General features: G+C 55.0%; 22 protein-coding genes and 1 tRNA gene. 4 read left to right on the top strand and 19 right to left on the bottom strand.

Translation table 11 applies throughout. The annotated features are described in order from the left end of the window. The 5 genes from gcvPB to KGZ89_05265 are packed head-to-tail and all read right to left on the bottom strand — an operon-like array spanning position 1 to position 5,533. Positions 1-1,512 carry an aminomethyl-transferring glycine dehydrogenase subunit GcvPB gene (gcvPB, locus tag KGZ89_05285; GenBank protein ID MBS3974262.1) on the bottom strand — a complete coding sequence of 504 codons (1,512 nt, stop codon included), beginning with the start codon at positions 1,510-1,512 and terminating at the stop codon, positions 1-3. Beyond that, complete coding sequence (gene gcvPA / locus KGZ89_05280; GenBank protein MBS3974261.1) at positions 1,512-2,900, bottom strand: aminomethyl-transferring glycine dehydrogenase subunit GcvPA; 1,389 nt, start codon at positions 2,898-2,900, stop codon at positions 1,512-1,514. Before gcvPA ends, gcvPB begins: the two co-directional genes overlap by 1 nt. 11 nt (positions 2,901-2,911) lie before the next feature. Further along, positions 2,912-3,298: a glycine cleavage system protein GcvH gene (gene gcvH / locus KGZ89_05275; protein MBS3974260.1), complete on the bottom strand. Its 387-nt coding sequence runs from the start codon at positions 3,296-3,298 to the stop codon at positions 2,912-2,914. 11 nt (positions 3,299-3,309) lie between these two features. Further along, on the bottom strand, positions 3,310-4,476 hold the full coding sequence (gene gcvT / locus KGZ89_05270) for a glycine cleavage system aminomethyltransferase GcvT (GenBank protein ID MBS3974259.1): 1,167 nt from the start codon (positions 4,474-4,476) through the stop codon (positions 3,310-3,312). Continuing rightward, positions 4,469-5,533, bottom strand: coding sequence for a D-alanyl-D-alanine carboxypeptidase (locus KGZ89_05265; protein ID MBS3974258.1), 1,065 nt, complete (start codon positions 5,531-5,533; stop codon positions 4,469-4,471). The genes gcvT and KGZ89_05265 overlap by 8 nt, the downstream gene beginning before the upstream one ends. A gap of 203 nt (positions 5,534-5,736) precedes the next feature. Here KGZ89_05265 and KGZ89_05260 point away from each other — a divergent pair, with 203 nt between their 5' ends. After that, complete coding sequence (locus KGZ89_05260; protein MBS3974257.1) at positions 5,737-6,069, top strand: hypothetical protein; 333 nt, start codon at positions 5,737-5,739, stop codon at positions 6,067-6,069. A gap of 24 nt (positions 6,070-6,093) precedes the next feature. After that, complete coding sequence (locus KGZ89_05255) at positions 6,094-6,897, top strand: hypothetical protein (protein ID MBS3974256.1); 804 nt, start codon at positions 6,094-6,096, stop codon at positions 6,895-6,897. Positions 6,898-6,915: 18 nt separating this feature from the next. Here KGZ89_05255 and KGZ89_05250 read toward each other — a convergent pair whose 3' ends face one another. The 6 genes from KGZ89_05250 to coaBC all read right to left on the bottom strand — a co-directional run bounded on the left by KGZ89_05250 (position 6,916) and on the right by coaBC (position 13,728). Continuing rightward, positions 6,916-8,745 (bottom strand): VanW family protein, encoded by a 1,830-nt coding sequence (locus KGZ89_05250; GenBank protein ID MBS3974255.1) that lies wholly within the window; start codon positions 8,743-8,745, stop codon positions 6,916-6,918. Positions 8,746-8,787: 42 nt separating this feature from the next. Then, positions 8,788-11,304 carry an NTP transferase domain-containing protein gene (locus tag KGZ89_05245; GenBank protein ID MBS3974254.1) on the bottom strand — a complete coding sequence of 839 codons (2,517 nt, stop codon included), beginning with the start codon at positions 11,302-11,304 and terminating at the stop codon, positions 8,788-8,790. Between the two features lie 29 nt (positions 11,305-11,333). Continuing rightward, positions 11,334-11,939, bottom strand: a complete 606-nt coding sequence (locus tag KGZ89_05240) for a CDP-alcohol phosphatidyltransferase family protein (GenBank protein ID MBS3974253.1) — start codon at positions 11,937-11,939, stop codon at positions 11,334-11,336. Positions 11,940-11,980: 41 nt separating this feature from the next. Further along, positions 11,981-12,057, bottom strand: a tRNA-Pro gene (locus tag KGZ89_05235). An 81-nt stretch (positions 12,058-12,138) separates the two neighbouring features. Next, positions 12,139-12,486 carry a DUF190 domain-containing protein gene (locus KGZ89_05230; GenBank protein ID MBS3974252.1) on the bottom strand — a complete coding sequence of 116 codons (348 nt, stop codon included), beginning with the start codon at positions 12,484-12,486 and terminating at the stop codon, positions 12,139-12,141. 3 nt (positions 12,487-12,489) lie between these two features. Continuing rightward, on the bottom strand, positions 12,490-13,728 hold the full coding sequence (coaBC, locus tag KGZ89_05225) for a bifunctional phosphopantothenoylcysteine decarboxylase/phosphopantothenate--cysteine ligase CoaBC (GenBank protein ID MBS3974251.1): 1,239 nt from the start codon (positions 13,726-13,728) through the stop codon (positions 12,490-12,492). A gap of 106 nt (positions 13,729-13,834) precedes the next feature. Between coaBC and KGZ89_05220 the strand changes: the two genes are divergently transcribed. Both KGZ89_05220 and KGZ89_05215 read left to right on the top strand, forming a co-directional pair. Further along, entirely contained in the window at positions 13,835-15,631 is a 1,797-nt protein-coding gene (locus KGZ89_05220; protein MBS3974250.1) for a 2-oxoacid:acceptor oxidoreductase subunit alpha, read from the top strand. Then, on the top strand, positions 15,632-16,516 hold the full coding sequence (locus KGZ89_05215) for a 2-oxoacid ferredoxin oxidoreductase (protein MBS3974249.1): 885 nt from the start codon (positions 15,632-15,634) through the stop codon (positions 16,514-16,516). Between the two features lie 30 nt (positions 16,517-16,546). Here KGZ89_05215 and KGZ89_05210 read toward each other — a convergent pair whose 3' ends face one another. From KGZ89_05210 to KGZ89_05175, 8 genes are all read right to left on the bottom strand, one after another. Beyond that, positions 16,547-17,776, bottom strand: a complete 1,230-nt coding sequence (locus KGZ89_05210) for a pyridoxal phosphate-dependent aminotransferase family protein (GenBank protein MBS3974248.1) — start codon at positions 17,774-17,776, stop codon at positions 16,547-16,549. Between the two features lie 85 nt (positions 17,777-17,861). Beyond that, a complete protein-coding gene (locus tag KGZ89_05205) occupies positions 17,862-18,878 on the bottom strand; it encodes an NAD(P)-dependent glycerol-3-phosphate dehydrogenase (protein MBS3974247.1) in 1,017 nt (338 codons plus the stop codon). Continuing rightward, entirely contained in the window at positions 18,878-19,573 is a 696-nt protein-coding gene (gene plsY, locus KGZ89_05200; GenBank protein ID MBS3974246.1) for a glycerol-3-phosphate 1-O-acyltransferase PlsY, read from the bottom strand. The genes KGZ89_05205 and plsY overlap by 1 nt, the downstream gene beginning before the upstream one ends. Positions 19,574-19,578: 5 nt before the next feature. Next, positions 19,579-20,886: a ribosome biogenesis GTPase Der gene (gene der / locus KGZ89_05195; GenBank protein MBS3974245.1), complete on the bottom strand. Its 1,308-nt coding sequence runs from the start codon at positions 20,884-20,886 to the stop codon at positions 19,579-19,581. Between the two features lie 148 nt (positions 20,887-21,034). Beyond that, the gene (locus KGZ89_05190) at positions 21,035-22,354 is read right to left on the bottom strand and encodes a DUF512 domain-containing protein (GenBank protein MBS3974244.1); all 1,320 of its coding nucleotides are present in this window, start codon (positions 22,352-22,354) and stop codon (positions 21,035-21,037) included. 5 nt (positions 22,355-22,359) lie between these two features. Then, positions 22,360-23,193, bottom strand: a complete 834-nt coding sequence (locus KGZ89_05185; GenBank protein ID MBS3974243.1) for a 4-hydroxy-3-methylbut-2-enyl diphosphate reductase — start codon at positions 23,191-23,193, stop codon at positions 22,360-22,362. A 1-nt stretch (position 23,194) separates the two neighbouring features. Then, positions 23,195-23,863, bottom strand: coding sequence for a 1-acyl-sn-glycerol-3-phosphate acyltransferase (locus KGZ89_05180; GenBank protein ID MBS3974242.1), 669 nt, complete (start codon positions 23,861-23,863; stop codon positions 23,195-23,197). A 2-nt stretch (positions 23,864-23,865) separates the two neighbouring features. Then, entirely contained in the window at positions 23,866-24,561 is a 696-nt protein-coding gene (locus KGZ89_05175) for a (d)CMP kinase (protein MBS3974241.1), read from the bottom strand. Positions 24,562-24,564: the final 3 nt, after the last annotated feature.

The raw sequence follows: 24,564 nt of genomic DNA, 5'->3' as shown, positions 1-24,564 counted from the left end.
TCATGAATCCTTTTCATTCTGGGCGCACATGCTCCAGCGCAGGTCAGGCTCGCGAGCCGCCCTAGCCTCATCGACACGACGAACAAATGTGGTATACGGCGCCGACTTTAGAGTCTCAGGGGATGAAGTGGACTCCTCGGCGATATCGGTCATGACGCTGATGAAGTCATCCAAAGAAGCCAGTGACTCCGTCTCGGTGGGCTCGATCATCAAAGCTTCCTCAACCAGGAGAGGAAAGTAGATTGTAGGCGGATGGATGCCATAATCCAGAAGGCGCTTGGCTATGTCCAGGGCCCGCACACCAGAGGTCCGCTTCTGCTCACTGGCCGATAAAACAAACTCGTGCATGCAAGTTCGGTCGTAAGGGAGCGCATAAAGGCAGCGCAGATGCTCTTTTAGATAGTTCGCTGAAAGAACGGCCTGCTGACTGGCCTCGAGTAAGCCATCGCCGCCAAGTGCGCGAATATAGGTGTAGGCACGGACAAGAACACCGACATTACCCCAGAAAGACCTTACTCGGCCGATAGAGCGAGAAGGAGACTCTCCCCGAAAATGACCTTCATCGTTTACGACAACAGGACCTGGCAGATAGGGCGCCAACGTATCACTAACGCACACAGGCCCAGCGCCGGGACCGCCTCCGCCATGCGGAGTTGAAAAGGTCTTGTGCAAGTTGATATGCATGGCATCAAAGCCCATGTCTCCCGGGCGCGAAATGCCCATAATCGCATTCAGGTTCGCGCCATCACAATATGCCAACGCGCCAAAAGCATGTACAGCCTCTGTGATTCGAGCAATATTGGTGTCGAAAAGCCCCAGTGTGTTGGGATTGGTCAGCATCACTGCGGCGACATCGTAATCGAGTGCACGGGATAGCGCCGACATATCCACCCCGCCAGCCGCATCGCTGGGTATTGTGGTTGTTTCATAGCCACACATACTGACCGTCGCCGGATTCGTACCGTGCGCCGTATCTGGTATCAACACCCGCTTGCGAGGATCACCGTTGTCGGTATGAAAGGCTCGAATGCACATTAAGGCAGTGTGTTCGCCGTGTGCACCTGCGGCAGGCTGAAGTGTGACGGCGGGCAGTCCGGATATCTCCGCCAATGCGCATTGAAGGTTCCACATCAATTCAAGCACGCCCTGCACGGTATTGGCTGGCTGATATGGATGCACTCCAGCAAACCCGGGCAGGCGACAAGCATCTTCATTTATTCGAGGGTTGTACTTCATCGTACAACTGCCGAGAGGGTACATTCCGGAATCAACACCAAAGTTCATAGAGGCCAAAGCGGTGTAGTGGCGCATGAGATCAAGTTCAGTGACGGCAGGCAGCGCGGCTGGCTCAGAGCGAACAGTGTCACCCAGAAGCGTTGCAAGTAGATCTTCAGGGATCTCAGGTGAGAGCACTTGCTGACAGGTGCCTTCCGGATCGCCGATTTCGAAGATAGTTTTCCGGCTTTTTTCACGACCGTTTCTCGGAGATCGATCCTTTGAGCTACCACTCATCACAGAGCATTCACCGCCTCGACAAAATCGATAATCTGCTGCGAGGTGCGCTTTTCGGTGACCGCAAAGATCACCACATCGTCGAGATCTAGGGGAAGATTTGGTGCGTGCCTCTCCGACTGGAGAAGTGCTCGGCAGCCAACACCAGCCAAAAATCCGCGATCCAGCATCGCCGAGATCATGGTATCCGCGCTTCCAGCAGAGTACCTGAGCGCAAACTCGTAACCAGAGGGGGTATCCCAAAGAGCCTCGAACTTCCCGGTATCGAGAAGCATACTCCGCAGTTGATGCGCGTTCAAAACGCAAGCTTGAGCAACCGCACGAAGCCCAGTGCCACCCATGGAAGCTAAATATACCCCCGCGGCCACTGCGTTCAGCGAATGATTGCTGCAGATATTGCTTGTGGCTTTTTCGCGTCGAATATGTTGCTCTCTGGTCGAAAATGTCAACACAAATGCATCGGAACCATCGGCGTCAATCGATCTGCCCACTATTCTTCCAGGAACCTGCCTTACATAGTTGCTGCGACAAGCGAAGAATCCAAAGCCCGGGCCGCCAAATGAGATCGGACTGCCCAATGGCTGACCCTCCCCGACCACAATATCCGCTCCAAACCTTGACGGTGGCTCCATCAATCCCAAAAGAATCGGATTAGACGCCACGACCAGGAGCGCACCGGCTCCATGAGCGAAAGCTGATGCCGCTTCGATGTCCTCAAGAACACCGAAGAAATTTGGACTCTGAAGCATCACCGCGGCTACGTCAGAGCAGTCAACGGTCGACAAGGTAGCTGCCAGGGATTCCCGTTCAATTCGACCGGTACAAGGCTCGACGGGTATGTCCACTACATCAAATACTCCGGCGTGGGCATACGTCAACAGGGTAGAGCGCCACTCAGGGTGAGTGTTTGAGGCACAAAGAACCGTCTTGCGTCTTGTGATACGACACGCCATGAACGCCGCCTCAACAAAAGCCGTCGCCCCGTCGTACATGCTTGCGTTGGCGATCTCCATTCCAGTCAGAGAGCAGATCATCGACTGGTACTCATATAACGCCTGTAGTGTGCCTTGACTTACCTCTGGCTGATAAGGAGTGTATGCGGTGAAAAATTCAGGTTTCCGAATCACGTGGTCGACGACGCTTGGCACATAGTGATCGTAGCAACCCGCTCCGGCAAACGAAACAAGATCATTTGTTGAGCGATTCTTTTTCGAAAGATCGTAAACGTGGGCTGAAAGCTCAGCTTCAAAGATGCCTTCGGGCAGGTTCAGCGGCCGCTTCAATCTGACTTCATCGGGAATATCCTCGAACAAGTCCTCGACACTTTGAAGCCTCAATGCAGAGAGCATCTGCTGGCGTTGCCGAGGAGTGATCGATATATATCGCATCTCGATCCGGTTCAGGCCAAGTCTTGCTTGATGAACAGATTGTAAGCCTCCGCAGACATCAGGCCATCCAGCTCAGATGAGTCCGAGAGTGCTACCTTTACAAGCCAACCGCCATCATAGGGATCGACGTTGATGATCTCCGGCTCATCTTGCAAGGTGCTATTCACCTCTATGACAGTTCCGGAAACAGGCGAGAACAGCTCAGAGACGGATTTGACCGACTCTACTTCACCAAAGACATCGCTTACTGCAACCACGGTATCCTGGCTCGGAAGGTCAACATATACAACCTCGCCCAACTGGCTTTGCGCAAAGTAGGTGATTCCTATCACCGCCACTTCGCCTTCAACCCTGACCCACTCGTGTTCCTCTGAGTACAACAGATCCTCTGGATGCACGAAAACTCCTCTCAGGTCTTTTGCGGCGTCAAGGAAGTGCTCTTGACGAACGGCATCTGTACAACCTCCACTTGAAAGCTCCTGCTTCTGGCAACGAGATCCAGCTTTGTGCCAACGGCGGTGAGGCCGGAAGGTAGATAAGCGGTCGCGATGCCCGTTGCCAGCGTTGGAGAGTAGGTGCCGCTAGCTACCCTACCGACTTCGGCTCCTTCATGCATTATAGCCATTCCTCGGCGAGGAATAACCCCCGTCACGCGTAAACCTGCCAGTAACGATGGCGTTCCATTTTGCCGCATGTGCTCAATAGAAGACCTTCCGATAAACTCGCCTTTTTCCAGAGCCACAAATCGCATCAGACCCGCCGAGAGTGGATCAACTCCCCTATCCAGCTCATTTCCATACAGATGGTAACCCATCTCAAGCCGCAAGGTATCTCTCGCGCCGATACCGCAAGGGGTGATCTCAGGAAACGAAAGCAGTACTCGCCACAACGAAACCGCATGCGACACATGACAGAGGATCTCAAAGCCGTCCTCGCCTGTATATCCGGTGCGAGCAAGTAAAACAGGGATGGTGTCCACTCTGGTTTGGATAACGGTAAATCGTTTGGGAATCTCAGTCTCAACAGGCAATAGCTGACGGATAATTCCTAAAGATGCCGGGCCCTGCAGCGCGATCATTGACGTTCTGTCTGACTCATCCACAACTTCAATGAAGTTTGGGTCCATCGAGCTCAAGTCCGCGGGGTGATCAGCGGGCAGTGGCAACTGCGATTCGACAGAAAGGTGCTCGTTCATCCAATCAAAAACCAGGTGCCTGTTGCCGGCGTTTACCATCAGAAGGTACTCGAAATCACCGGTGCGATATACGATCAAGTCCTCAATGATTCCGCCGTCATCATCACAGATCAGCGTATATTGCGCTTCACCTATCGTGTCCAATCTTGATAGATCGTTAGTGAAAAAGCTCTGCAGGCGAGCTTGGGCGCCGAGGCCGAATACCCTTAGCTGCGCCATATGGCCGACATCAAAAATTCCCGCCGAACTGCGCACTGCGATATGTTCGTCCTTGATACCAGAGTACTGTAAGGGCAACGCCCAACCGGCATATTCGGTCATGCGAGCCCCGAGTGCTAGGTGCTCCTCGAACAAGGGTGTTCTCAAAGGTAACTCACTCAACGGTAATCGTCCTCTCTCGGCCAAATACAGAATCAACGAGACGCTGCAGGGCGATCCATGCGCTCTCGAAAAAACCAGGGGCGGGAACATCCTCCGTGGCAACCAGCGGTATCCGGCCAAGAAGCCGCTCCCCTTGCGTGACAGTCAGCGTCCCGAGCCTTGTGTCGATGGTAACGGGAGCCGAAATCTCCGGGTACAAAATGATATCGAATGTAACCTCTCCGTCTGCAGAAAAAACCGGTACCTCAAGGCTTGTCGCAGCTACCGCAGAAGTCGAACGATCCAGGTATTGTGAAACCGGCACCTGCCCAAAGGTACTCCCCTTGTTCACCAATCGCCTCACGACAAAATTCTCATGCCCCCACTGGAGCAGTTTGGCCGCGTCATCAAAGCGCGCATTCTCATCCGGACTGCCGAGAACTACAGCGAAGAGCTCAACGTCACCCCTCTTTGACGAAGCGATCAGGCTGTGTCCCGCTCTCGAAGTCCATCCCGTCTTGACCCCGGTCGCGCCCTCAAACTCACCGACAAGCAGATTTGTGTTAGGTGCAGATTCTCTCTCGCCAGGGCCATCGGGATCGAAGGAATCCATTATTGCAACCGCGCGGAACTCATCAACTGTCATAGCGTAGCGCGCCAACAATGCGAGATCCCTTGCCGAAGAATAGTGGCCGGGCGTGTCCAGGCCATGCGCATTCTCAAAACGAGTATCGAGCATTCCAAGCTGTTGTGCCCTGGAGTTCATCTTCTCGACAAAGCCTGATTGAGAACCCGAAACATGCTCTGCCAAGGCTATTGCGACCTCATTTGCCGAGACCAGCAGGATCGCCTCGATGGCGTCACTGACGGTAAGTTGTTCGCCTGGACGTAAGTTCGCGTTCGACCCACCAACAGACATATGCCGAGATGTCACTGTAACAATCTCTTCCGGCGCTGTATTTTCCATCGCTACCAACGCCGTCATAATCTTTGTGGTACTAGCCATCGCCCGCCTTTCGGCAGGATCGCGCGACCACAGCTCTCTTCCATCCGAGGTCACAAGAACCCCGGATCTCATCGTTGTTTCCGGAAAAAGAGTCGCGGGAGTAGAGCCTAGTGGCTGCCCCCCGATGCGATCGAGCGCAAGGACAAAGGAGGCTCCGGACGCTACCATTAAAAAAACTAGGATGCAGAGGGCGCCAACACGTATAATGGCCTCGGTCATGTGTTGTTCTTCAGTTTGCTGCATAATTGGAGTCCATTGAGCCGGGAAACAACATAATGAATCTACGGGGCGAATCCGGTTTCTCTCTAGCAGAACTGGCCGGTGTAGTCGCCATCATCGGCATATTAGTTTCCATCGCTGTTGCATCGTACACTTTTACCACATCAAGAGCCCATAGTGTGGCCTGTGAATCCAATCGCCGCACACTAGATGGAGCTGTACAACTTTACCGTGCGGACAATAGCGGCCGCGCCATCGACGACATCACCGACCTGGAGCCCTACATTGAAAATCCCGTTTCGGCCTTTAGGTGTCCAGCCGCTCCGACTGTTTCGCTCTCCTACAACGCAACGACCGGACAGATAGAATGCGCGTACCATGCCGAATAGTTATCTGACGACTCCAGGAAAGGCATGTCCATGAGAAACCCGAGCTTTGAGGCGATGATCGTCGGGTTGGGGGCATTGGTTCTTGCGGTAAGTGTTCTATTTTATCCCGGTCCTCCTTTGCTAAAGGAGTTGATCGCCCAGGCATTCCTTCTTGTAGTGCTCGTTGCAGCTGTCTATGGCGGGAGGAACACCGGATTCATAGCCTCCTTGCTCGCATCCGTAATCTATGTGTTGCTGCATCTTTCGCAGTCCGCAGATATCTCCAATCCTGCCATCCTCCAGATGATAGCAGTGAGGTTTGCGGGCTACAGCCTGGTGGGTGTGGCCGGTGGGGAGATATGCGACAGAATACGCACACGCAACCAAAGGGCGAAGACACCTGAGGGAATCGATCCCATCAGCCGGACGTACAATCAGCGCTTCCTGTCATACGAAATCAATGCGGCTATTAGCGAGACAAGCCGTTACGATACAACCTTCTCTCTCATATTGATCGATCCGGCTACCAGGGGCGTCGGTGGGTCAACGACAGCATTGGCCAATGACAGAATCCGGCTTATTGGCGAGTATCTTCGTAAGGATGTTCGGGTGGTTGACAAGGTTGGGCGAACCGATGACGGTATATTCGTCCTAATCCTTCCTCATACGACCTTTGAGGGCGCGAAGTGCATTGCGGGTCGAATCGAAGACGGAATAAAAGACCTTCTAGGTGACACAAAAGGGCAGACGCCAATTACTGTGATGTCGGCTCCAGCCCAGCTTGATGAGATAGAAGATTTCGTAAAGGGCTTAGGGACCGACCCATTATCCATTTTCAAAAAACAATGATCGGGGCCGCGAGGAAAATCACGGTACGGGTGGAGTCGCTATCACAGAGGCGGGCGGCCTGGTTCCGACGCGCACTATCTCCTCTTTGGGGCGATACACGGACCTAAACGAATCCTCGCGGATCACTTGACCATCTTTTCGAACGTAACGCCTCACAACAACCGCTCCACCGTTGGCTCCCTGCTGCTCTATCCGACGAGCAGCAAGCGGTAAAGTGGAGTCTGTGACTTCGCGCGTGGGATAAGGCACGACGTTGGTCCAGGGTCCGGTGTCACTGGTCACGGTATAACCTGGATCGGTACCGTAAAACGTCACAGTCACAGAAGAGGACGTATAGGACGTGTCGATCAATATCCAGTTCGGGGTATCATTTTTGAATCTCAGGTCGGGTCCACCCCACGCCAAAGTAGCATCCCTGCCTTTAGGGTATGCCGAAATGAACAACGAGTGATTCCTCCTCTCAACGACAGTCAACCCTGACTCGAATACCGTGTTGAACAGAGTTGTTCCAAATTGACATATCCCTCCGCCGAGACTAGGCACCAGTCGTCCGTTGACAATTGCGGGCGCCTCCTGATAGCCCCGCTCCGCAGTTCGCCGACCAACTCGCTCATTTAGGGAAAATACGGCGCCTGGGGCCATCAATGCACCGTCAACAGCATTGGCGATCGTATGAATGTTGTTCACACGGGGGCGATTGCTCCGGTCAAACCGTGTGGTGAACGTCGCGATCTCCTCCTTTATACCCATCCCTTCGGCCTCTTGGGTGGTTATTTCAGGCTCAACTCGCGTCATTCGAATCTCGACAGTCCGGGTGGTACCTTCGGCAAGCGCGCGAGTCATCTCGCGAGTCATCGAGTCCATGTCCGGACCGGCGCCATCCTCGGAAGGAACTATTCGAATGCTCCCGCTTGTCACCTGGAACGAAGCGTTTTTTGCAGGTCTGCCAGTAACAGCAATTTTGGGCATGACATCCTTCGATGCCTTTTCGGGGGATATATATGCCTCAAGGACCTGCCCGCTGGGAGGGGGATCGGCAGCAAGAGTTGCAGGGGCCGAGGGAGAAGCAGATGAGCTTCTGAATGCAATCCACGCTGAAATCTGATCCGGAGTAAACGTCCAGGATTTGTCGCCAAAGAAGATCGAGACATCTCCAGAGAGCATCGCTTTGGTGTCACTTAGCGCCTCAACCGCATCCTCGGCGAGAATATCTGCCTCCACGTCGTGAACTGGCACGGCAACCGTGGTATCCGGTGAGACATAGGCATCCAGCAGCCGAAGGGTAAACTCATCCCTATCGACCCCGACACCTGATATCGCCGGCGCGATAGATGGCACATTGTCGACTATCGAAATGGAGGCGTTGACAGGAGGAACTTCAGCGATCTCAAATACCGGCGCCAATGCCGATGCCGCAAGAGATTCATCCAGTGTTAGCTCGGCCCTCACATCTAATCCGCCGAACCAGCTGCTCAAACGCTGTCCCACGATATCGGTTATATCCCCGTCTCTTCCAACGGAATACGCCCTGGCGACTGATCTTTCCTCATCTATGTCCACTCCGAGCTCATCGGCGGAAATCTCCCAGTTATGCTCCTGGTAAGCAACGATGACAGGCTCGGAGGAGAGCTCGGCAAAGCTGTCGTTTATGTGGCCTAGGGCGGCCTGGGGGGTGAGTCCTCCTACCTTGATGCCAGAAACGCTAACGCCCGGGTGTATTCGATCGTGACTCGCGACTGCGTCCGCAGCTATACCGATAACCGCGAAAACCATTGTCGCCGCGAACAGACCCAGAGCAACGCGCTTCCATACGGGCATAGCTCTCAACTTGTCGTATATTTTGATCAAGGTTATTGAAATCCGTTTCGTCGAAATTGTGTCGCTAAACCGCTAACCGTCTGACTTTATTGCAGCCATCACCAGAGAGGAATAAGTGTCTACGATAGCCTGTAGCCTACTCTCACTGTCTGCTTCTGCAAAAATTGAAACGAGCGGCTCGGATGCATGCGGTAAGACGATCACCCACCCGCCGTCAAGCTCAAAGTGCACTCCCTCACTAACATCAGCCGTCCAGTTCTTGACCGCCTCGCTTACCGCCTTCATAACTGCGCCCTTTCGGCCCGAAGGACAGAAGATATCGATCTGCGAAGTATAGTGCGGCGGTAACTGCTCTACCACTTCATCCAGGCTTCGACCATCGGCTGCAAGCATGCGTGTGATCGCTGCAACGCTTGCAACGCCATCGTAACCTGCGAGAAAGTCAGCAAATATGAAGCCACCCGTGCGGCCGCCCGCAAATCCTATCTCCTTCTTGCTGGCAAGATCCGCCATCGAGCGTCTTGATCTCCCCGGGCGAAGGACTTTGTGTCCACTTTTTGAAGCGATCTCTTCGACAATCCTCGAAACCGCCAGGGGTACGGCGATTGGCAGTCCGGTAGTATCGGCTCTGCACCACAGATCCACAACTGCGTAGAGCGCCAGATTGCCATCGAGAACTCGGCCGGACGGAGTCACAAGCGTCAAGCGCTCGCCCGATTGATCGAACTTGACTCCGAGATCGGCGCTGAGAAGAGTTACGGCATTGAGAAGCTCTTCGTATGAACCTGACTCATCGGATGGCGAAACGGAAGTTTGCTCTGCATCCAAAAACGGATTGAGGGTAATCAGGTTCACCTTCCAATCAGCAACCGTATGCGGCAGTACAACGGAGGTCACGCCATTTGAAAGATCGGCAACTACCTTCAGCCAGCTCTCGCCCGAAGTCTGATCGGACACAAAGTTGGCGAGCGCGGCCGTATAGTACTCAATGGTGCGTGCAGGGTATGTGATCTCTCCGACATCCGAGAAAAAGGTGCGCCTAAACTCTCCGCGATAGTACAGGCGCTCGATCTTTTTCTCTTCCCACGGAGCTATGTCCAGTCCGTGCTTGTCGAAGAAGTGGACCTCGACCGCCTGAATGTCGTTGGGAGACTGGCACACGTGTACACCGCCAACACACCGGGTATCCCGAGTGGTCAGTCGGTTCATCGCGGGTGAGGCCACGCGCAAGTCCCGCACGTTGCAGCCAGAGGAGTTAAGTCCTGCAACAATCGCACGCTTGAGCATCCGAGAAGAACGACTCGAGTCTCTGCTCACAATCACATGAGAACCTTTAGGCAGGAGTGACCCGAATGCCTGGGCCGCGCGCAAAACCAGCTCAGGCGACAGATCCACCCCAACCAGACCGGAAATTCCCCTCTCGCCGAAAAGGCTACGAGATCCTGTACTTTCCCAAATTATCGAACTATTGACCACAGCGGCTGGCTCAACGTTTTTATAAGGGTATATCTGAACCCCCGAGTTGACTTGCGCGCCATGGCCAATCATGGCTTCATCCCCGACAACAACCCCCATTTCAACCGACGCTCCACCACGAACGTCGACTCCTCGGCAGAGAACCGCACCACGAACGCTGGTATTCTTACCGATGAAGGTGTCACTCCAGACGATCGAGTGCGTAACCTGGGCATTGTTTCCGATGACGCAGTTATCGGCGAGTACTGTGTAATCACCGATCTTAGAACCAGAGCGCAGGGTGACATTCCGGCCAATAACGACGTGCTCGCCGATCTCTACGTCAGGATCGATGCGGGCGCCCTCGCCCAGCCACAGACCATCCCTGGCAGGAACCCCTGGGATGAAGAGCTTGGCGGTACCATCAAGTATATCCCGGTGCGCCTGAATATAACTGTCGAGACTGCCGACATCGCACCAGTATCCATCGCACAGATACCCATAAAGGTCAAAGCCCGACTCCATCAGCAACGGAAAAAGCTCGCTCGAGAAGTCAAAGGGCTGGTCTTGCGGAATGTAATCGAAAACCACGGGGTCTATCACGTATATTCCGGTATTGATGGTGTCCGAGAAGACCTGGCCCCAGGTTGGTTTCTCTAAAAAACGTTCGATCTTGCCGGCCTCGTCGGTGATCACAACTCCGAATTCAAGTGGATTTGGAACGCTCTTTAGCGCTATTGTCACAACCCCGCCAGATTCCTTGTGGAACTGGATCACAGAACTCAAGTCGATGTCTGTCAAAGCATCCCCGGATATCACAAGAAAAGTTTCATCACCAATGAGATCCTGGGCATTCTTGACAGAGCCAGCGGTTCCTAGCGGCGATTCTTCATACGCGTAGCGTATGTTCATGCCCCACTCTTCACCCTGGCCGAAGTAGTCCTCAATGAAGCGAGGCATGAACGCCAGTGTAGCAACAACATCGCTGATTCCGTGGTGCTTAACCAGTCCGACTATATGCTCCATGATGGGCTGATTTGCAATCGGAACCATGGGTTTGGGACGCAAACTGGTTAGCGGACGTAGCCGCGTTCCTTCGCCGCCGGCCATAACAACTGCCTTAATCTCAACCACCCCCTACCTAAAAGATCAGCAAAGAACTCTCACTGCTCGCTGGATCTGAGTAACCGCCTGGCCAGAACCGTATAGTGAACCGCAGTCGAGATTGAAAGTAACGTACCAAGGGCAGTAACCACAAGTCCAGCCAGAATCTCTTGTGCGCCGATAGAGACGGAGGGCCAGTTGAGGATCATCAAAGACAGCCCTATAAGCAAAACGGCAGTGGTGAGTTTTCCAGGGAGAGTCACAGGTAGACGAAGCCCGTGACGCTCAAGGCGATACGCTCCATACAAAAGATAGACATCACGTGCTACCAGCAAGGCCAGGAAAGGTAGCGGGAGTCGATCAACCATATATAGACCAACGACACCGGAGGCTATGAGGAGCCTGTCGACCAGCGGATCGATGATCTTGCCGATAGAAGTAACCGTCCCGGTGCGACGAGCGATCTGCCCGTCGAGCCAATCGGTGCCCGCCGCGGATGCGTATAACGCAAACGCCAATATGTCAGAGCCGTCGTCACGAATCAGTACAGTGAAGCAAAATGGAATCAAGGCCAGACGAAGTACCGTAATGATGTTGGCTACTGTCCACAACTCCGATTCACCGGGGTTGTCCGTTTTCCGAGCCGCTTTGGCACGATCAGTCACAAGTTTCTCCTCGGAAGGCTTTTGAACACGTGTCAAAGTTCTGGTCGGGCTGACAGGATTTGAACCTGCGACCCCTTGACCCCCAGTCAAGTGCGCTACCAAGCTGCGCCACAGCCCGAATGAATGAACAGCAACTATGCATGGTACGTTGCATGACCACTAGTGGCAATAGAGTAATTTCAATAACGCTCAGTTAAAGCTAGGGTCCGCCAGTGATGCCTCCCCGATATACGAGCACATTTACGTCTTCGACAATGATAAGTCCATCGGAAAGCATCTCGCCATAGACCTCGGCAAGAGCGGTTATCCTGTCCGGCGCATCGATTACCTGAACCATAAGCGGTAGATCGACCGACATGCGTATTCCATGCTTCGCATGTTCTCTGCTGGTAGCCCCAAATCCAACGACCCCCCGCAGAACGGTGGCGCCTGCGCAACCTGCTATCCGCGCCTGCTCCACCATCGCCTGGTAGAGCGGCTTGCCGTCATACGCATCGGCTTCGCCGATATATACCGAAAGCTTTTTTGCCGGGCCGGAAAATGTCATAAGTTACCCCACTTTTCCACGAAATTTGGCTGAAACAACATCTATCAACTCACGAGCAATGACCTTCTTTGGAAGGAGTGGCAATACGCTCTCACCAATGGGATACACGAAAACTACCCTGTTGTCAGCAGTGCAAAAGCCGATCCTCGGGTCGGACACATCGTTTGCGACAACCATATCCAGAGACTTCGAGTTCAACTTCTTTCGCGCATTCTCAATAATGTCGGATGTCTCGGCAGCAAACCCAACGATGAAGCGCTCACCCTTTGAAGCGGCAAGTGCCTGGAGCACATCTGGGTTTCTAACAAGCTCAAGTGAGAACTGCTCCTCGGATTTTTTGATCTTTTGCTCCACTCGCCGAGAAGGTCGATAGTCGGCGACAGCCGCGGCGGCTATCACTACATCCGCCCTCTCGTTGGCGATCAAAGCGGCAGCAAGCATCTCCTCGGCAGACTCAACCCGAACAAGCGTAACGCCATAAGGCTCCGGTAGTACCGTCGGACCGGACACGAGTACGACTTCGGCGCCTCGGCGAGCCGCTTCTTCGGCGATCAAATATCCGGTAAGGCCGCTACTGCGATTGCCGAGAAAGCGAACTGGATCCAATGCCTCGTATGTCGGGCCCGCGGTTACCAGCACCGTAAAGCCCTCCAGATCACGCGACCTCTCGATTTCAGCGCGTACCGCAAGCTCAATCTCTTCCAGCGAAGCCAGTCTTCCCTCGCCGATCTCTCCGCAAGCCAGTTCGCCGTGTGCTGGCTCAACGAAGATGACGCCTCGTTTGCGCAGGATGTCGATGTTGGCCCTTGTGGCCTCTGCGCGCCACATGCGCGTGTTCATAGCTGGCGCGATGATAATCGGCGCGGTCGTTGCCAAGGCGGTTGCGGTCAGTATGTCATCAGCATATCCGGCTGCGAGCTTTGCAAGCACGTTAGCGGTGCATGGGGCTATCAGGAGCACATCTGCCTCCTGAGCCAGGGAGACGTGGTACACGGCGGCGGTGGCAGGGTCATCCCAAAGCGATGTAACCACAGGATTGCCGGTAAGAGTGCGTAAAGTAAGCGGGCCGAGAAATCGTGTGGCCGCCTCGGTCATGATCGCTTTTAGATTTACACCGCCGCTTGCGAGCCTGCGAACGATCTCGGCGGACTTGTAAGCGGCGATACATCCGGTCACGCCGAAGACAACCGTTGGTTTGCGGTCTGAAACAGCATCGGTTGTGGTGTTAATGAATTCGCTCATAGGTTGATTATCGCATGTAGATGCGCCCACAAAGCAATTTATTGGGGATAATAGCGTTAGGTGTGAATCATCTCACTGTTCACAACAACCGATTTGGAGGCGCAGATTGCTTCAGCCTGACAACGCGCACACAACAGAGGTTCGGCTTAGGCTGGGTGGCCCCGCAGGTTTTGGCATAAAAGCTGCCGGACAATCGCTCGCTCGCGTCTTCGCAAGATCGGGATACGAAACCTTCGATCTGACCGAGTACCCCTCGCTCATCAAAGGCGGCCACAACACCTACCACCTGCGAATCAGCGATAGCCCGATCGCATCCCATGTGATCGCGACCGATATTCTCGTTGCACTAGATCGCCTGACCGTTGAGTTGCACACCGAGGAGCTTTCGCCGGCCGCCGCCATCATCTACGATCCTGATGATTTCGATATCTCGGATATCCAGGTGCCGGGCTTCGATCCGAGCTCCTATTGCATCGTGCCTGTCCTCTTCTCAAAGATCGTCCGCGACGTTGGTGGACTGCCGATCATGAAAAACGTCGCGGCTTTGGGAGCTGTTCTCGGGTATCTGAACTTTCCCTTCGAGGCTCTACAAGCCTCCATAGAGCAGCAGTTCGCAAGGAAAGACCCTTCGATAACCGAGCAGAATATCGAAGTCGCCCGAAAGGGCTATGAGTATGCACAGGAAAGCGAGTGCGGGTTTCCTCTTCGCTTGGGAGTGCTTGAAGGCCGAGAGCCGAGGATGCTGCTCGATGGAAACGAGGCGGTCTGCCTTGGCGCTTTGGCCGCAGGAATCGGCCTGTACTGCGCTTATCCGATGACTCCCTCTTCAAGCTTGCTGCATCTCATGGCGGCACACGCCGAGAGCGAGGGTGTGGTGGTAAAGCACACCGAAGACGAGATCGCAGCGGTAAATATGGTGATCGGTGGCGCCTTTGGAGGAACGCGGTCGATGTGCGCGACCTCAGGCGGCGGCTTCTCGCTCATGGTCGAAGGGTTTGGGTTCGCCGGTGTCAGCGAAACCGCATGTGTAATCGGGGTCTTCACGCGACCCGGCCCCGCGACAGGGATGCCTACATGGACAGAGCAGTCCGATCTTCGCTTCGTTATCCACGCATCACAAGGCGAGTTTCCACGCGTCGTGCTAGCCTTTGGCGACCACCAAGACGCATTCGAAATGACATGGAGGGCTTTCAACATCGCGGATGAGCTTCAAACCCCGGTCATTTTGCTCGGCGACACGTATCTTTCCGATAACCGCGCAACGGTACCGCTCTTTGACACCGAAGCTGTCACCATAAAGCGGGGTTCGTTTGTCGCCGAGGGCGACATCTCCAAGCACCCCGATGCACTAAACGCGGAGGGCGTCTACGCCAGGTACAAGGTGACGGAAAGCGGCGTGAGCATCCGGGCGCTCCCAGGCGTAAAAGGCGCCCAGCAGATCGTCAACTCCTATGAGCATGACGAGATCGGCTGGGGCGCAAGAGGTGAAATCGCCGATATCCGGATCGCGCAAAATGAGAAGCGCATGCGAAAACTCGATCTCGCGAAAACCATCGTACCTCCCCCGGCCTATTTCGGACCTGATGAGACCGAGCTTTCCATCCTGCTTTTCGGGTCGACGAAGATGCCCGCCATGCAGGCACAACAATGGCTCGCCGATGATGGAGTGCCCGTGAACCTTATGCAGGTCACGACAGTATGGCCATTTCCCGCCGAGGAGGTGCGCTCCTTTATCACTTCGGCAAAGCGAACCGCGATAATCGAAGGTAACATGACCGGCCAATTGCGCGGTCTTGTCAAGGAGCATTGTCTGCTCGATGTCGACTACACGCTGCTACGATATGACGGTCGGCCGTTCTCTCCTGAACAGATCGTCACTTGGGTCAAGGAGGTCATCGGATAAATGCCAGACGCAAGCGACTTCAACACGAGCCAAAAGCCGACGTGGTGTCCTGGGTGCGGAAACTTCGGCATGTGGGAAGCACTGAAACGCGCCATAAGTGAGCTTGAGTGGGAGAAAGAAAGCTTCAGCGTAGTATGGGGTATTGGATGTCACGGGAACGGAGCAGATTTTCTCGATGTCCAGGGAATGCACGCGCTTCACGGCCGGGCGCTGCCTCCCGCTACAGCATTGGCGCTTACCCGCCCTGACCTGAACGTGATCGTAGAGATGGGCGACGGTGACGGATATGGGCTCGGCCTTGGCCACTTCGTTCATAGCGCACGACGAAACGTGAACCTTACCTGTATCGCTCACAACAATCAGATATACGGCCTTACCACAGGACAGGCATCCCCTACGACAGACAAGCTGATGCCGACGGTCTCAACTCCACAAGGTGTGCTGGAAAACCCAGTCAACCCGATCGGACTTGCGCTTGCCGAAGGCGCGACTTTTGTGGCCAGGGGCTTTGCTGGAGATATCGGACATCTGAAGAAGCTATACAAGCAAGCGCTTACTCACAAAGGCTTTGCGCTTGTAGACGTGTTCCAGCCGTGCGTTACATGGAACAAGCTCAACACGTTCAAGTGGTTCAAGGAACGGGTTTACCGGCTCGATGAACGGGGCTGGGACACATCCGATCGAAACGCCGCGCTCCAGCTGTCGATGACGACCTTTCACGAACTTACGTGCACCCCTGAAGAGTGTCAGGTGCCGCTGGGGATATACTTCCGAGAAACCGGCACGCCGACATATGCCGATGGTCTCACCTCAACCACGGCGCTCGGATATCAGCGAGCGGCGCGACCAAGAGATATCCGAAAGATCATGGAAAGCATGACCTGACGGCTAAATAGATCGCGCGGCCAATAAAGATCAGATGAGCCCGAGCTTCTTGCCTGACTCGTGAAACGCCTCGAGCGCCAGCTTGATGTCGGCTTCAGTGTGTGTAGCCATAAGGCAAGTCCTCAGACGATCCATGCCGCGAGGTACCGCTGGGTGGACAATGGGGCAAACAAAAACACCTCGGTCGAAGAGCATTCTCGTCAAATCCATAGTCTTGGCCTCATCTCCGATTAAAACCGGGACGACGCAACTCTCCGACTCCATCGTGTTCCAGCCCTGGGCCTTCAACCCATTTGTGTATTTTTCGGTGATTCGATGCAAAGCTGTCACTCTTTCGGGCTCATCTTCTATCACGTCGAAAGCCGCAATCGCGGCGGCTGCCTGCGCGGGTGGAAGCGCTGCCGAGAATATAAACGGCCGGGACATATGGCGCTGATACTCGACGATCTCGTGGGATGCGGCTAAATAGCCGCCGACAGAGGGTATAGCCTTGGAGAGAGTGCCCATCTTCAAGTCGATCACGCCAGGCATGTCGAAGTGCTCCTCGATTCCGTGCCCTGTAGCGCCCAAAGATCCGATGGAGTGCGCCTCGTCCACCATCAGTCTCGCGCCGTACTTCCGGCAAAGCTCTACCGTTCTCGGCAGATCCATCAGATCGCCGTCCATCGAAAAGACGGAGTCAGCCACCACGAGGATCGTGTTGTACGCGCCTTTGGCCTCGGCGAGCAGCTTCTCAAGATGGCCCATATCGTTGTGGCGATAAGTTTTCCATTTGGCGCCCGAAAGCAAAGCGCCGTCAACTATCGAAGCGTGATCGAGCTTGTCCATGAGCACAAGGTCTCCGGGACCGGTCAAGCCGGTGATGATCGCGATATTGGTTGAGTAGCCGCTGGAGTAGACGCAAGCATCTTCTCGGCCGGTGAACCTGGCGATTCTGGCTTCGAGTTGCTCGTGCAGTTCCATGGTGCCGGTAAGCAACCTGACTCCGCCGGCGCCGGTACCATACTCCCCTATCGCTTCCTTGGCCGCAGCATCGATTTTCGGATGTCCGATCAGCCCGAGATAGCTGTAGGAGGCCAGCATCACATACTCACGGCCATCGGAGGTCTGAACACGATTATTGGTTGGGCCTGAGATTGCCTTCAGGTAGAAATAGCGATTGGCGCTTTTTAGTGAGTCGCGACGCTCAATAAGGGCGGCCACTCGCGCCGAAATTCCATCATCGATTGATACCTTACGTTCGACAGTGTTTACTCGCATGGAATACCCCTTGCTCGAAAGGTCGAACCATTACTTGCATGTACACAAAGTTGTGTACATCATAGCAGACCTTTGCGAGGCGGGCTCACTCTTCCACAAGACCCATGCCATGCCACTCATCGCGCGCTTCACGCCCCATCAAAGAGCGTGCTGCGTCGTTTAGGGTGCCTCCCTGATGCAAGATGGCACGTACCTGACGAGTTATCGGTAGCTCTATCCCCTCTCGAGTCGCAATCTCATCAACCGTCACACAGCTAAAAGCACCCTCTGCAACCATATGCGTTTGGGCCGTGAACGACTCCACCGAGCCCCCTTTTGCCACATGCTCCCCCAACGCACGATTGCGGCTGTGCCTTGACGTGCATGTCGCGATCAAGTCGCCGATCCCGGCAAGTCCCATGTATGTAAGCGGATTCGCGCCGAGCCTGCCGCCTAATCTAGCCATCTCAGCGAGGCCGCGAGTCATCAGTGTCGCCTTCGTGTTGTCGCCATATCCAAGACCATCTGACATACCCGCCGCGATCGCTATGACATTTTTCGAGGCTCCGCACAACTCAACTCCAGTGACATCGGGATTTGTGTAGACCCTAAACACCGAGGTCATGAAGATTTCCTGGAAGTAGCGCGCGACCGAGTCCGCATATGCGGCGACAACGGTAGCCGAAGGAATGCCCTTGCTGACTTCCTCGGCATGGTTTGGTCCCGACAGGGCGGCGAAACGATTGCGATTACCCATAACGTCTGCTAGCACCTCGGTCATGAGCATCAACGTTGATTCTTCTATCCCCTTGGACAAAACGATAACGGGCATGCTTTGCGGGACATGTGGAGTCATCCGCTCAGCGACGGATCGCATGGCGACACTGGGGGTCACGACAACGGCAGCATCAACCCCGAAAAGCGCTTTCTCCATGTCAGAAGTAGCGCTTACGGATGAGCCGAGCTCGACACCGGTCAGATAGACCGGATTGCGCCCGGTCGAGTTTATCGCCTCAGCGATTTCGACCTCACGGGTCCAAAGCGACACGCGATAGCCTTTGCAGGCAAGCAGCCAACTTACAGCCGTGCCCCAGGAGCCTCCTCCGATAACGGCGATGTTCATCACTGCCCCCTGTCTTCGCTTTCGTCCACTTTCACTTCGGCAGGCTCGACCTCGGCTGATGCGGAAAGCAGCGTGCTTTTATCGAATATCTTACTCTCCTGGCCTTTCATGATGCGTTTAATATTCATCCTGTGGCGCCAGATAACAAGCGCTGCGGTAATAAGAGCCAGTACGAATATGGCTGGGCGATCAGGGTAAATCAACAGAGATAAAGCCGGATAGATGGTAGCGATGATAATCGAGCCGAGAGAAACCATCTTGCTTGCCGCGACAACTCCGATAAACACCACAAGCATGACAAGCCACGCCAACGGCGTGATGATCAACAGTGCGCCAGATGCGGTGGCCACACCTTTGCCGCCCCTGAAGCGTATGAATGGAGAGTAGGAGTGCCCTAGCACCGCCATAATCGCGCCAATAATATAAGTGACATCTTGCATAATCTCACCCGGCGGATGGGGACTCAAAAAGGAAGCGGCCGAGACGGCCAGCGCACCCTTACCGGCATCAAGCAGGAATACCGCAAGCCCCGCCTTCCAGCCCAAAACGCGAAAGACGTTCGTGGCCCCAAGATTTCCGGAGCCGTGCTGGCGAATATCCGTTCGGTAAAACACCTTTCCGACCAAAAGCGCGAACGGAACGCCGCCGACAAGGTATGAGACAGCCGAAATTATTGCGAACGGAATAAAATCCATCGATGTCAACTCTTCGGTTTGAACTTGATAGTGACAGGCGTACCTGAGAGCTCGAACCTTTCCCTCAGCCGATTCTCGACATATCGCTTGAAGGATTCATCCGCCAACTTGGGATGGTTCGCAAAGAAGGTGAATCCTGGCGGCGCGACATGCGTTTGCGTCACATAGTGAACTCTTAGCGCGACCCCTCCTTTGCTTACCGTATGCCCAAAATCACGCATCTCGGAAAGCAGGCGATTGAGGCTGCTCGTTGAGATCTCTCGGGTATATGAGGCATAGACCTTGTCGATCTCCGTAAATATCCGGTGAACCTTGGCGCCAGTGAGCGCGCTGATGCGAATGTAAGGCGCGTAGCTGACGAAACCCAGTTTCTCCTTGACCCCGAAAATAATCTCATCACGCTCTTCGTCGTCGGCCAGAAGGTCCCATTTATTGAGGAGAATCACCAGCGCGGTGCCCCGCTCCTCGGCGAATCGCGCGATACGCTGATCGCCATCGGTCACCCCGATGGTCGAATCGATCACCAGCAGCGCAACAGACGCCCTGTCTATCGCCCGCATGGCGCGAACGAATCCGTAGTACTCGACATCCTGGTCTATCTGTGACTTCCTGCGAATGCCTGCCGTGTCCACAAACCGATAACTCTTCCCATCGCGCTCAAGAAGAATGTCGAGCGCATCGCGGGTAGTGCCGGCTACATCGCTGACAATGGCACGGTCCCTACCAGCCAACTTGTTGAGCAGCGAGGATTTGCCCGCATTTGGGCGGCCAATAATGGCGACGTTGATCGCGCCGGAGTCGTCATCTTCGACTGCTTCCGGAAGCGCCTCGACGATAGCGTCAAGCAAATCGCCGGTTCCGTGACCGTGGGTCGCCGAAACCGCCCATGGCTGACCGAGCCCCAGGCCCCAAAATAAGTGCGCTTCGTCGGATCTGTCTGGAGTGTCCATCTTGTTGACCGCAAGAAATATCGGCTTGCCGGCCTTTTTCAGAAGCCGAGCAACACTCTCGTCGCCCTCCAATACTCCGACCTGCCCATCGACAAGCACCACAATGACGTCTGCCTCCTGCGCAGCCACAAGTGCCTGAGTGCGAATAGACTCCGCGAACGGATCGTCCTTGGCGGTCTCGATACCGCCGGTGTCGATCAGCAAAAAGTCCTTGCCGTTCCAATCCGCTCGATAATACGAGCGATCACGCGTGACCCCTCGCATCTCGTGCACGATCGCGTCGTTTACCTGAGCTATTCGGTTGACGAAGGTGGATTTGCCCACATTGGGGCGCCCTACAACCGCAACTATCGGTAAAGCCATAGTGAGATCACCAAATATCCTGTAAGCCGAGTGAACCTGTCTGCCGGTATATCGGCGCCACTAAATCAACGCCGGTAGAAGATCAGAATACCATTTATGGAGAGATAACCTTCTTTTCTCGGCGCTAGAGTTTGGTTGGCTTGGGGCACTACCGGATACCAAGCGCCAGGGCTTCCAGCAGTCCCTGTGAATCCGACGAGACAAACGCTACCCGTTTGTCGCCAAGCGATTCGAGATCATCGGCGGTAAAGCCGTCGAGCGTCACTCCGCCGGAGTTGAATATGATCTTCGGTACGATATAGACGCTCTCTCCTCCAGGGTTGTCCGCGGCGATTACATCGACTATATCGCGGCCGGTCAGGAGCCCAGTGACCTTGACGTTGCCGCCAAAAAACCTGTTCGCAACTCCAAGCACACGCACTTTTTGGCCTGCGCCTGCACTCTCAAAAGCGTCAGCCAGGATACCCGCTGCCATCTCCCCGGATACGATGCTGATAGAGTTGCGCTTAGGTAGAAGCGCAAGGGATTCGGTTATCCTGTCACGAGCAGCCTCGAAATCATCGACAAATGCTCGGGCGATACCGATTCCATTTTCGTACTGCGGAAAATCATCGTAAAAAAAGGCTTCGGGAAGGGGCGCCAAGGCGTTCAAATAGAACTCATCGGCGAGATACACCCAGGTCATCTTGTCGCGCATCCTTCTCACGTGTTGTCTTGGTGCGACCTGCGAAATGACACGGGCGGCATCGAGCGGATCCTCGAATGAGCGACTAAAGCGGCTTTGATGCGCCGTATAACCAAGAGGCACAATCCCGACGGAGACAACTCCATCCAGGCGCTCAAGCCAGTCAAGCGTCTGCTCAAGATGGGTGCCATCGTTCTCGCCAGGAACGAGCACTATCTGAATGTGCATCTCAATACCAGCGGCTAGCAACTTCTCGACCCGCTCAAGTGCGCGATCACAAGGCGTACGGACGATCCTTTCCCGCACTGCAGCGTCAGCGGAGTGCAAGGAAACGTAGAGCGGTGAAAGTTGCTGTTCGATGATTCGCTCGACGTCAAGCTCGGTCAGGTTCGTCAGCGTCACAAAGTTGCCGTACAAAAACGAAAGGCGGTAGTCATCATCCCGGACGTAAAGAGAGTCACGTAACCCGGCGGGAAGCTGGCTTATGAAGCAAAACACGCAGTCGTTTTGGCAGGTGCGCACCCTATCGAATATCGCCGAGGAAAACTCGATTCCCCAGCCAGTCCCCGGCGGGCGTGAAATATTCACGAGCCGCGAGGAGTGATCCTTGCCACTTAGCGTCAAGACCATCTCGTCGTCGGCGCTAAGCCACTGCCAATCCAGGATATCTGAAACCGGCTGGCCATCGACGGCCTCAACGAGTTCGCCTTCCTTGATGCCGGCCACATCGGCTGGCGACCCGGGCTCGATACAAGCTATCTCTGCTTTCGCACTTCGCCCCACGGGGCTTACCCTAAAGACTCGATAGCGGCCACGACCCCGCGCATCTGCTTGTCTGGAGTCGACGCCCCGGCGGTGACACCGACGGTGCGCGCTGATTCAAACCACTTTTTATCGATCTCATCGGCGGTTTCAATATGGTAGGTATTCGGATTTACCGCCGTGCTAATTTCGGTAAGGCGGGTGGTGTTGCCGGAGTTATGTCCTCCAACCACGATCATCACATCGACTTTTGCCGCCAACTCCTCGGCGGCGCGTTGCCGCTTTGCCGTTGCCGAGCAAATCGTGTTGATAACCCGGATCTCACGAGTCCTGGGAATGATGGATTCGATAACCTCGCACAGCCTTGCAGCCGATTGGGTGGTCTGCACCACTACACCTATTTTGCGTGAAGGCAGATGCTCGGGAAGCTCACAGGCCCGCTCGACTACCAACGCATCTCCGCCGGCATACGCCATGATACCGGCCACTTCAGGATGATCGGCCTCGCCTACGATGATCACCGAGTAACCCTCGGAATTCAGGCTCCTTGCCGCCTCGTGCACCTTGCTAACATGAGGGCAGGTAGCGTCGATGACATGCAATCCCTTGGCCTGCGAGGCCTGAATGATCGCGGGATCCACGCCGTGCGAGCGGATGATCAATATCCCACTGTCAACACAATCGGGCGTGTCAGCCGCAACCACCCCGGCTTCCTGTAATTCGCTGACCGCCTGTGGATTATGGATCAAGGGCCCGAGCGTATGCACCGGAAGTCCCTTCGATACAGCCTGTTCAGCGAGTTGCAGTGCCCTCTCGACTCCATAACAAACGCCTGCAAAGCGGGCAATCTCGACTTTCATCTCAATCTCTCCTGCCTGTCCTGTGCGCAGAGGCGTTGCTGATCTCCTCGGCGATGCGCGACATAAGCATAGCGGTCATGACCTCGATGCGCTCCTTGCGATCGGTCACCGCAATTTCACTAGGGTCAATGGGCTGTCCGTAAGAGATCGTAAGTCTGGGAAACCGAATCAGTCGAGCGCCTGGCGGCTTGATCAGCTCTGTTCCCGCAATCCCGACAGGCACAATGGGCGCTTCTGTCCGCAGGGCCAGAAATGCAGCGCCTTGCTGCGGGTTGGCCGTGCCTTCAATATTACGCGTCCCTTCGGGAAATATCCCGATTGGATCCCCTCTTTTCAGTAGGGTCTCGGCGATTTTGAGTGCGTTTCGGTCAGCGGCCTGCCGCTGGACAGGAAAGGCCCATAGGCGCGAAAGACCCCAGCCGAGGATCGGATTTTTCCATAAACCCGAGTGAGCCATGAAGTGCACCGGCTTCGGGGAAACGCACCAGAGCACCATTGGATCAGCGTAAGATATGTGGTTGCCGGCCAAAATATACGGCCCTTCAGGAATCCGGTCGGCGCCGATGACGCGCACCCGGAAAAGGAGCCGAAACACCCACGCCGGGATGATCCTGACGAAGCGAGCCAGAAGAAAGTTCCCAGTTGGCCGCAGTGGATCGACAGTTGACATCATCAAGCCTTCGCTAACGCGACAATTCTGTCGACGACCTCATCGATGGAGACACCGGTGGTATCGATTACATGCGCATCGGATGCGATTGTCAGCGGACCCACCTGCCGAGTGGCGTCCGCCTCATCACGGGCGTTCATGCTTTCGCTTACAGCCGCCGAGCTGACCTGCTCTCCTCGGCCGGTAAACTCGGTATAACGGCGCTTCGCTCGCTCGGAAGCCGATGCCGTGAGATAAACTTTGAGCTTCGCGTCGGGAAAGATAACAGTACCTGTGTCGCGTCCTTCAGCGACAAGGCTTTCACCCGACTCGCCGAATACCTTTTGCTTGGCGAGCATGGCGGTGCGCACAGATGGCAACTTCGATACCTGTGAGACCGCATCATCGACGGCTGCGGTGCGTATCAAAGCGGTGACGTCCTCGCCATCGAGAAGTACTTGCTGCGAGAGAATCGCGCCAGTGTTCCTGCCCTCTGGCGAGAGCACAGAAAACTCGATTTCAGCTGATTTTGCGAGCCTGCCTACGGCTTCGTCGTCATCGAGGGCTATGCCTGCTCGAAGAGCCAAAAGCGCCACGCACCTGTACATGGCGCCTGTATCGAGATAGCGAAACCCAAGCCGCCTTGCCAAAATCTTTGCGACGGTGGATTTTCCCGAGCCGGCGGGACCGTCAATTGCGATCAGCAAAGGTAGCTCCATCTT

The sequence above is a fragment of the Actinomycetota bacterium genome (assembly GCA_018334075.1).
Taxonomy (GTDB): Bacteria; Actinomycetota; Coriobacteriia; order Anaerosomatales; family UBA912; genus JAGXSC01.
Note: the sequence above shows the minus strand (reverse complement) of the source record. Positions and strands in the feature narration are given on the sequence as shown.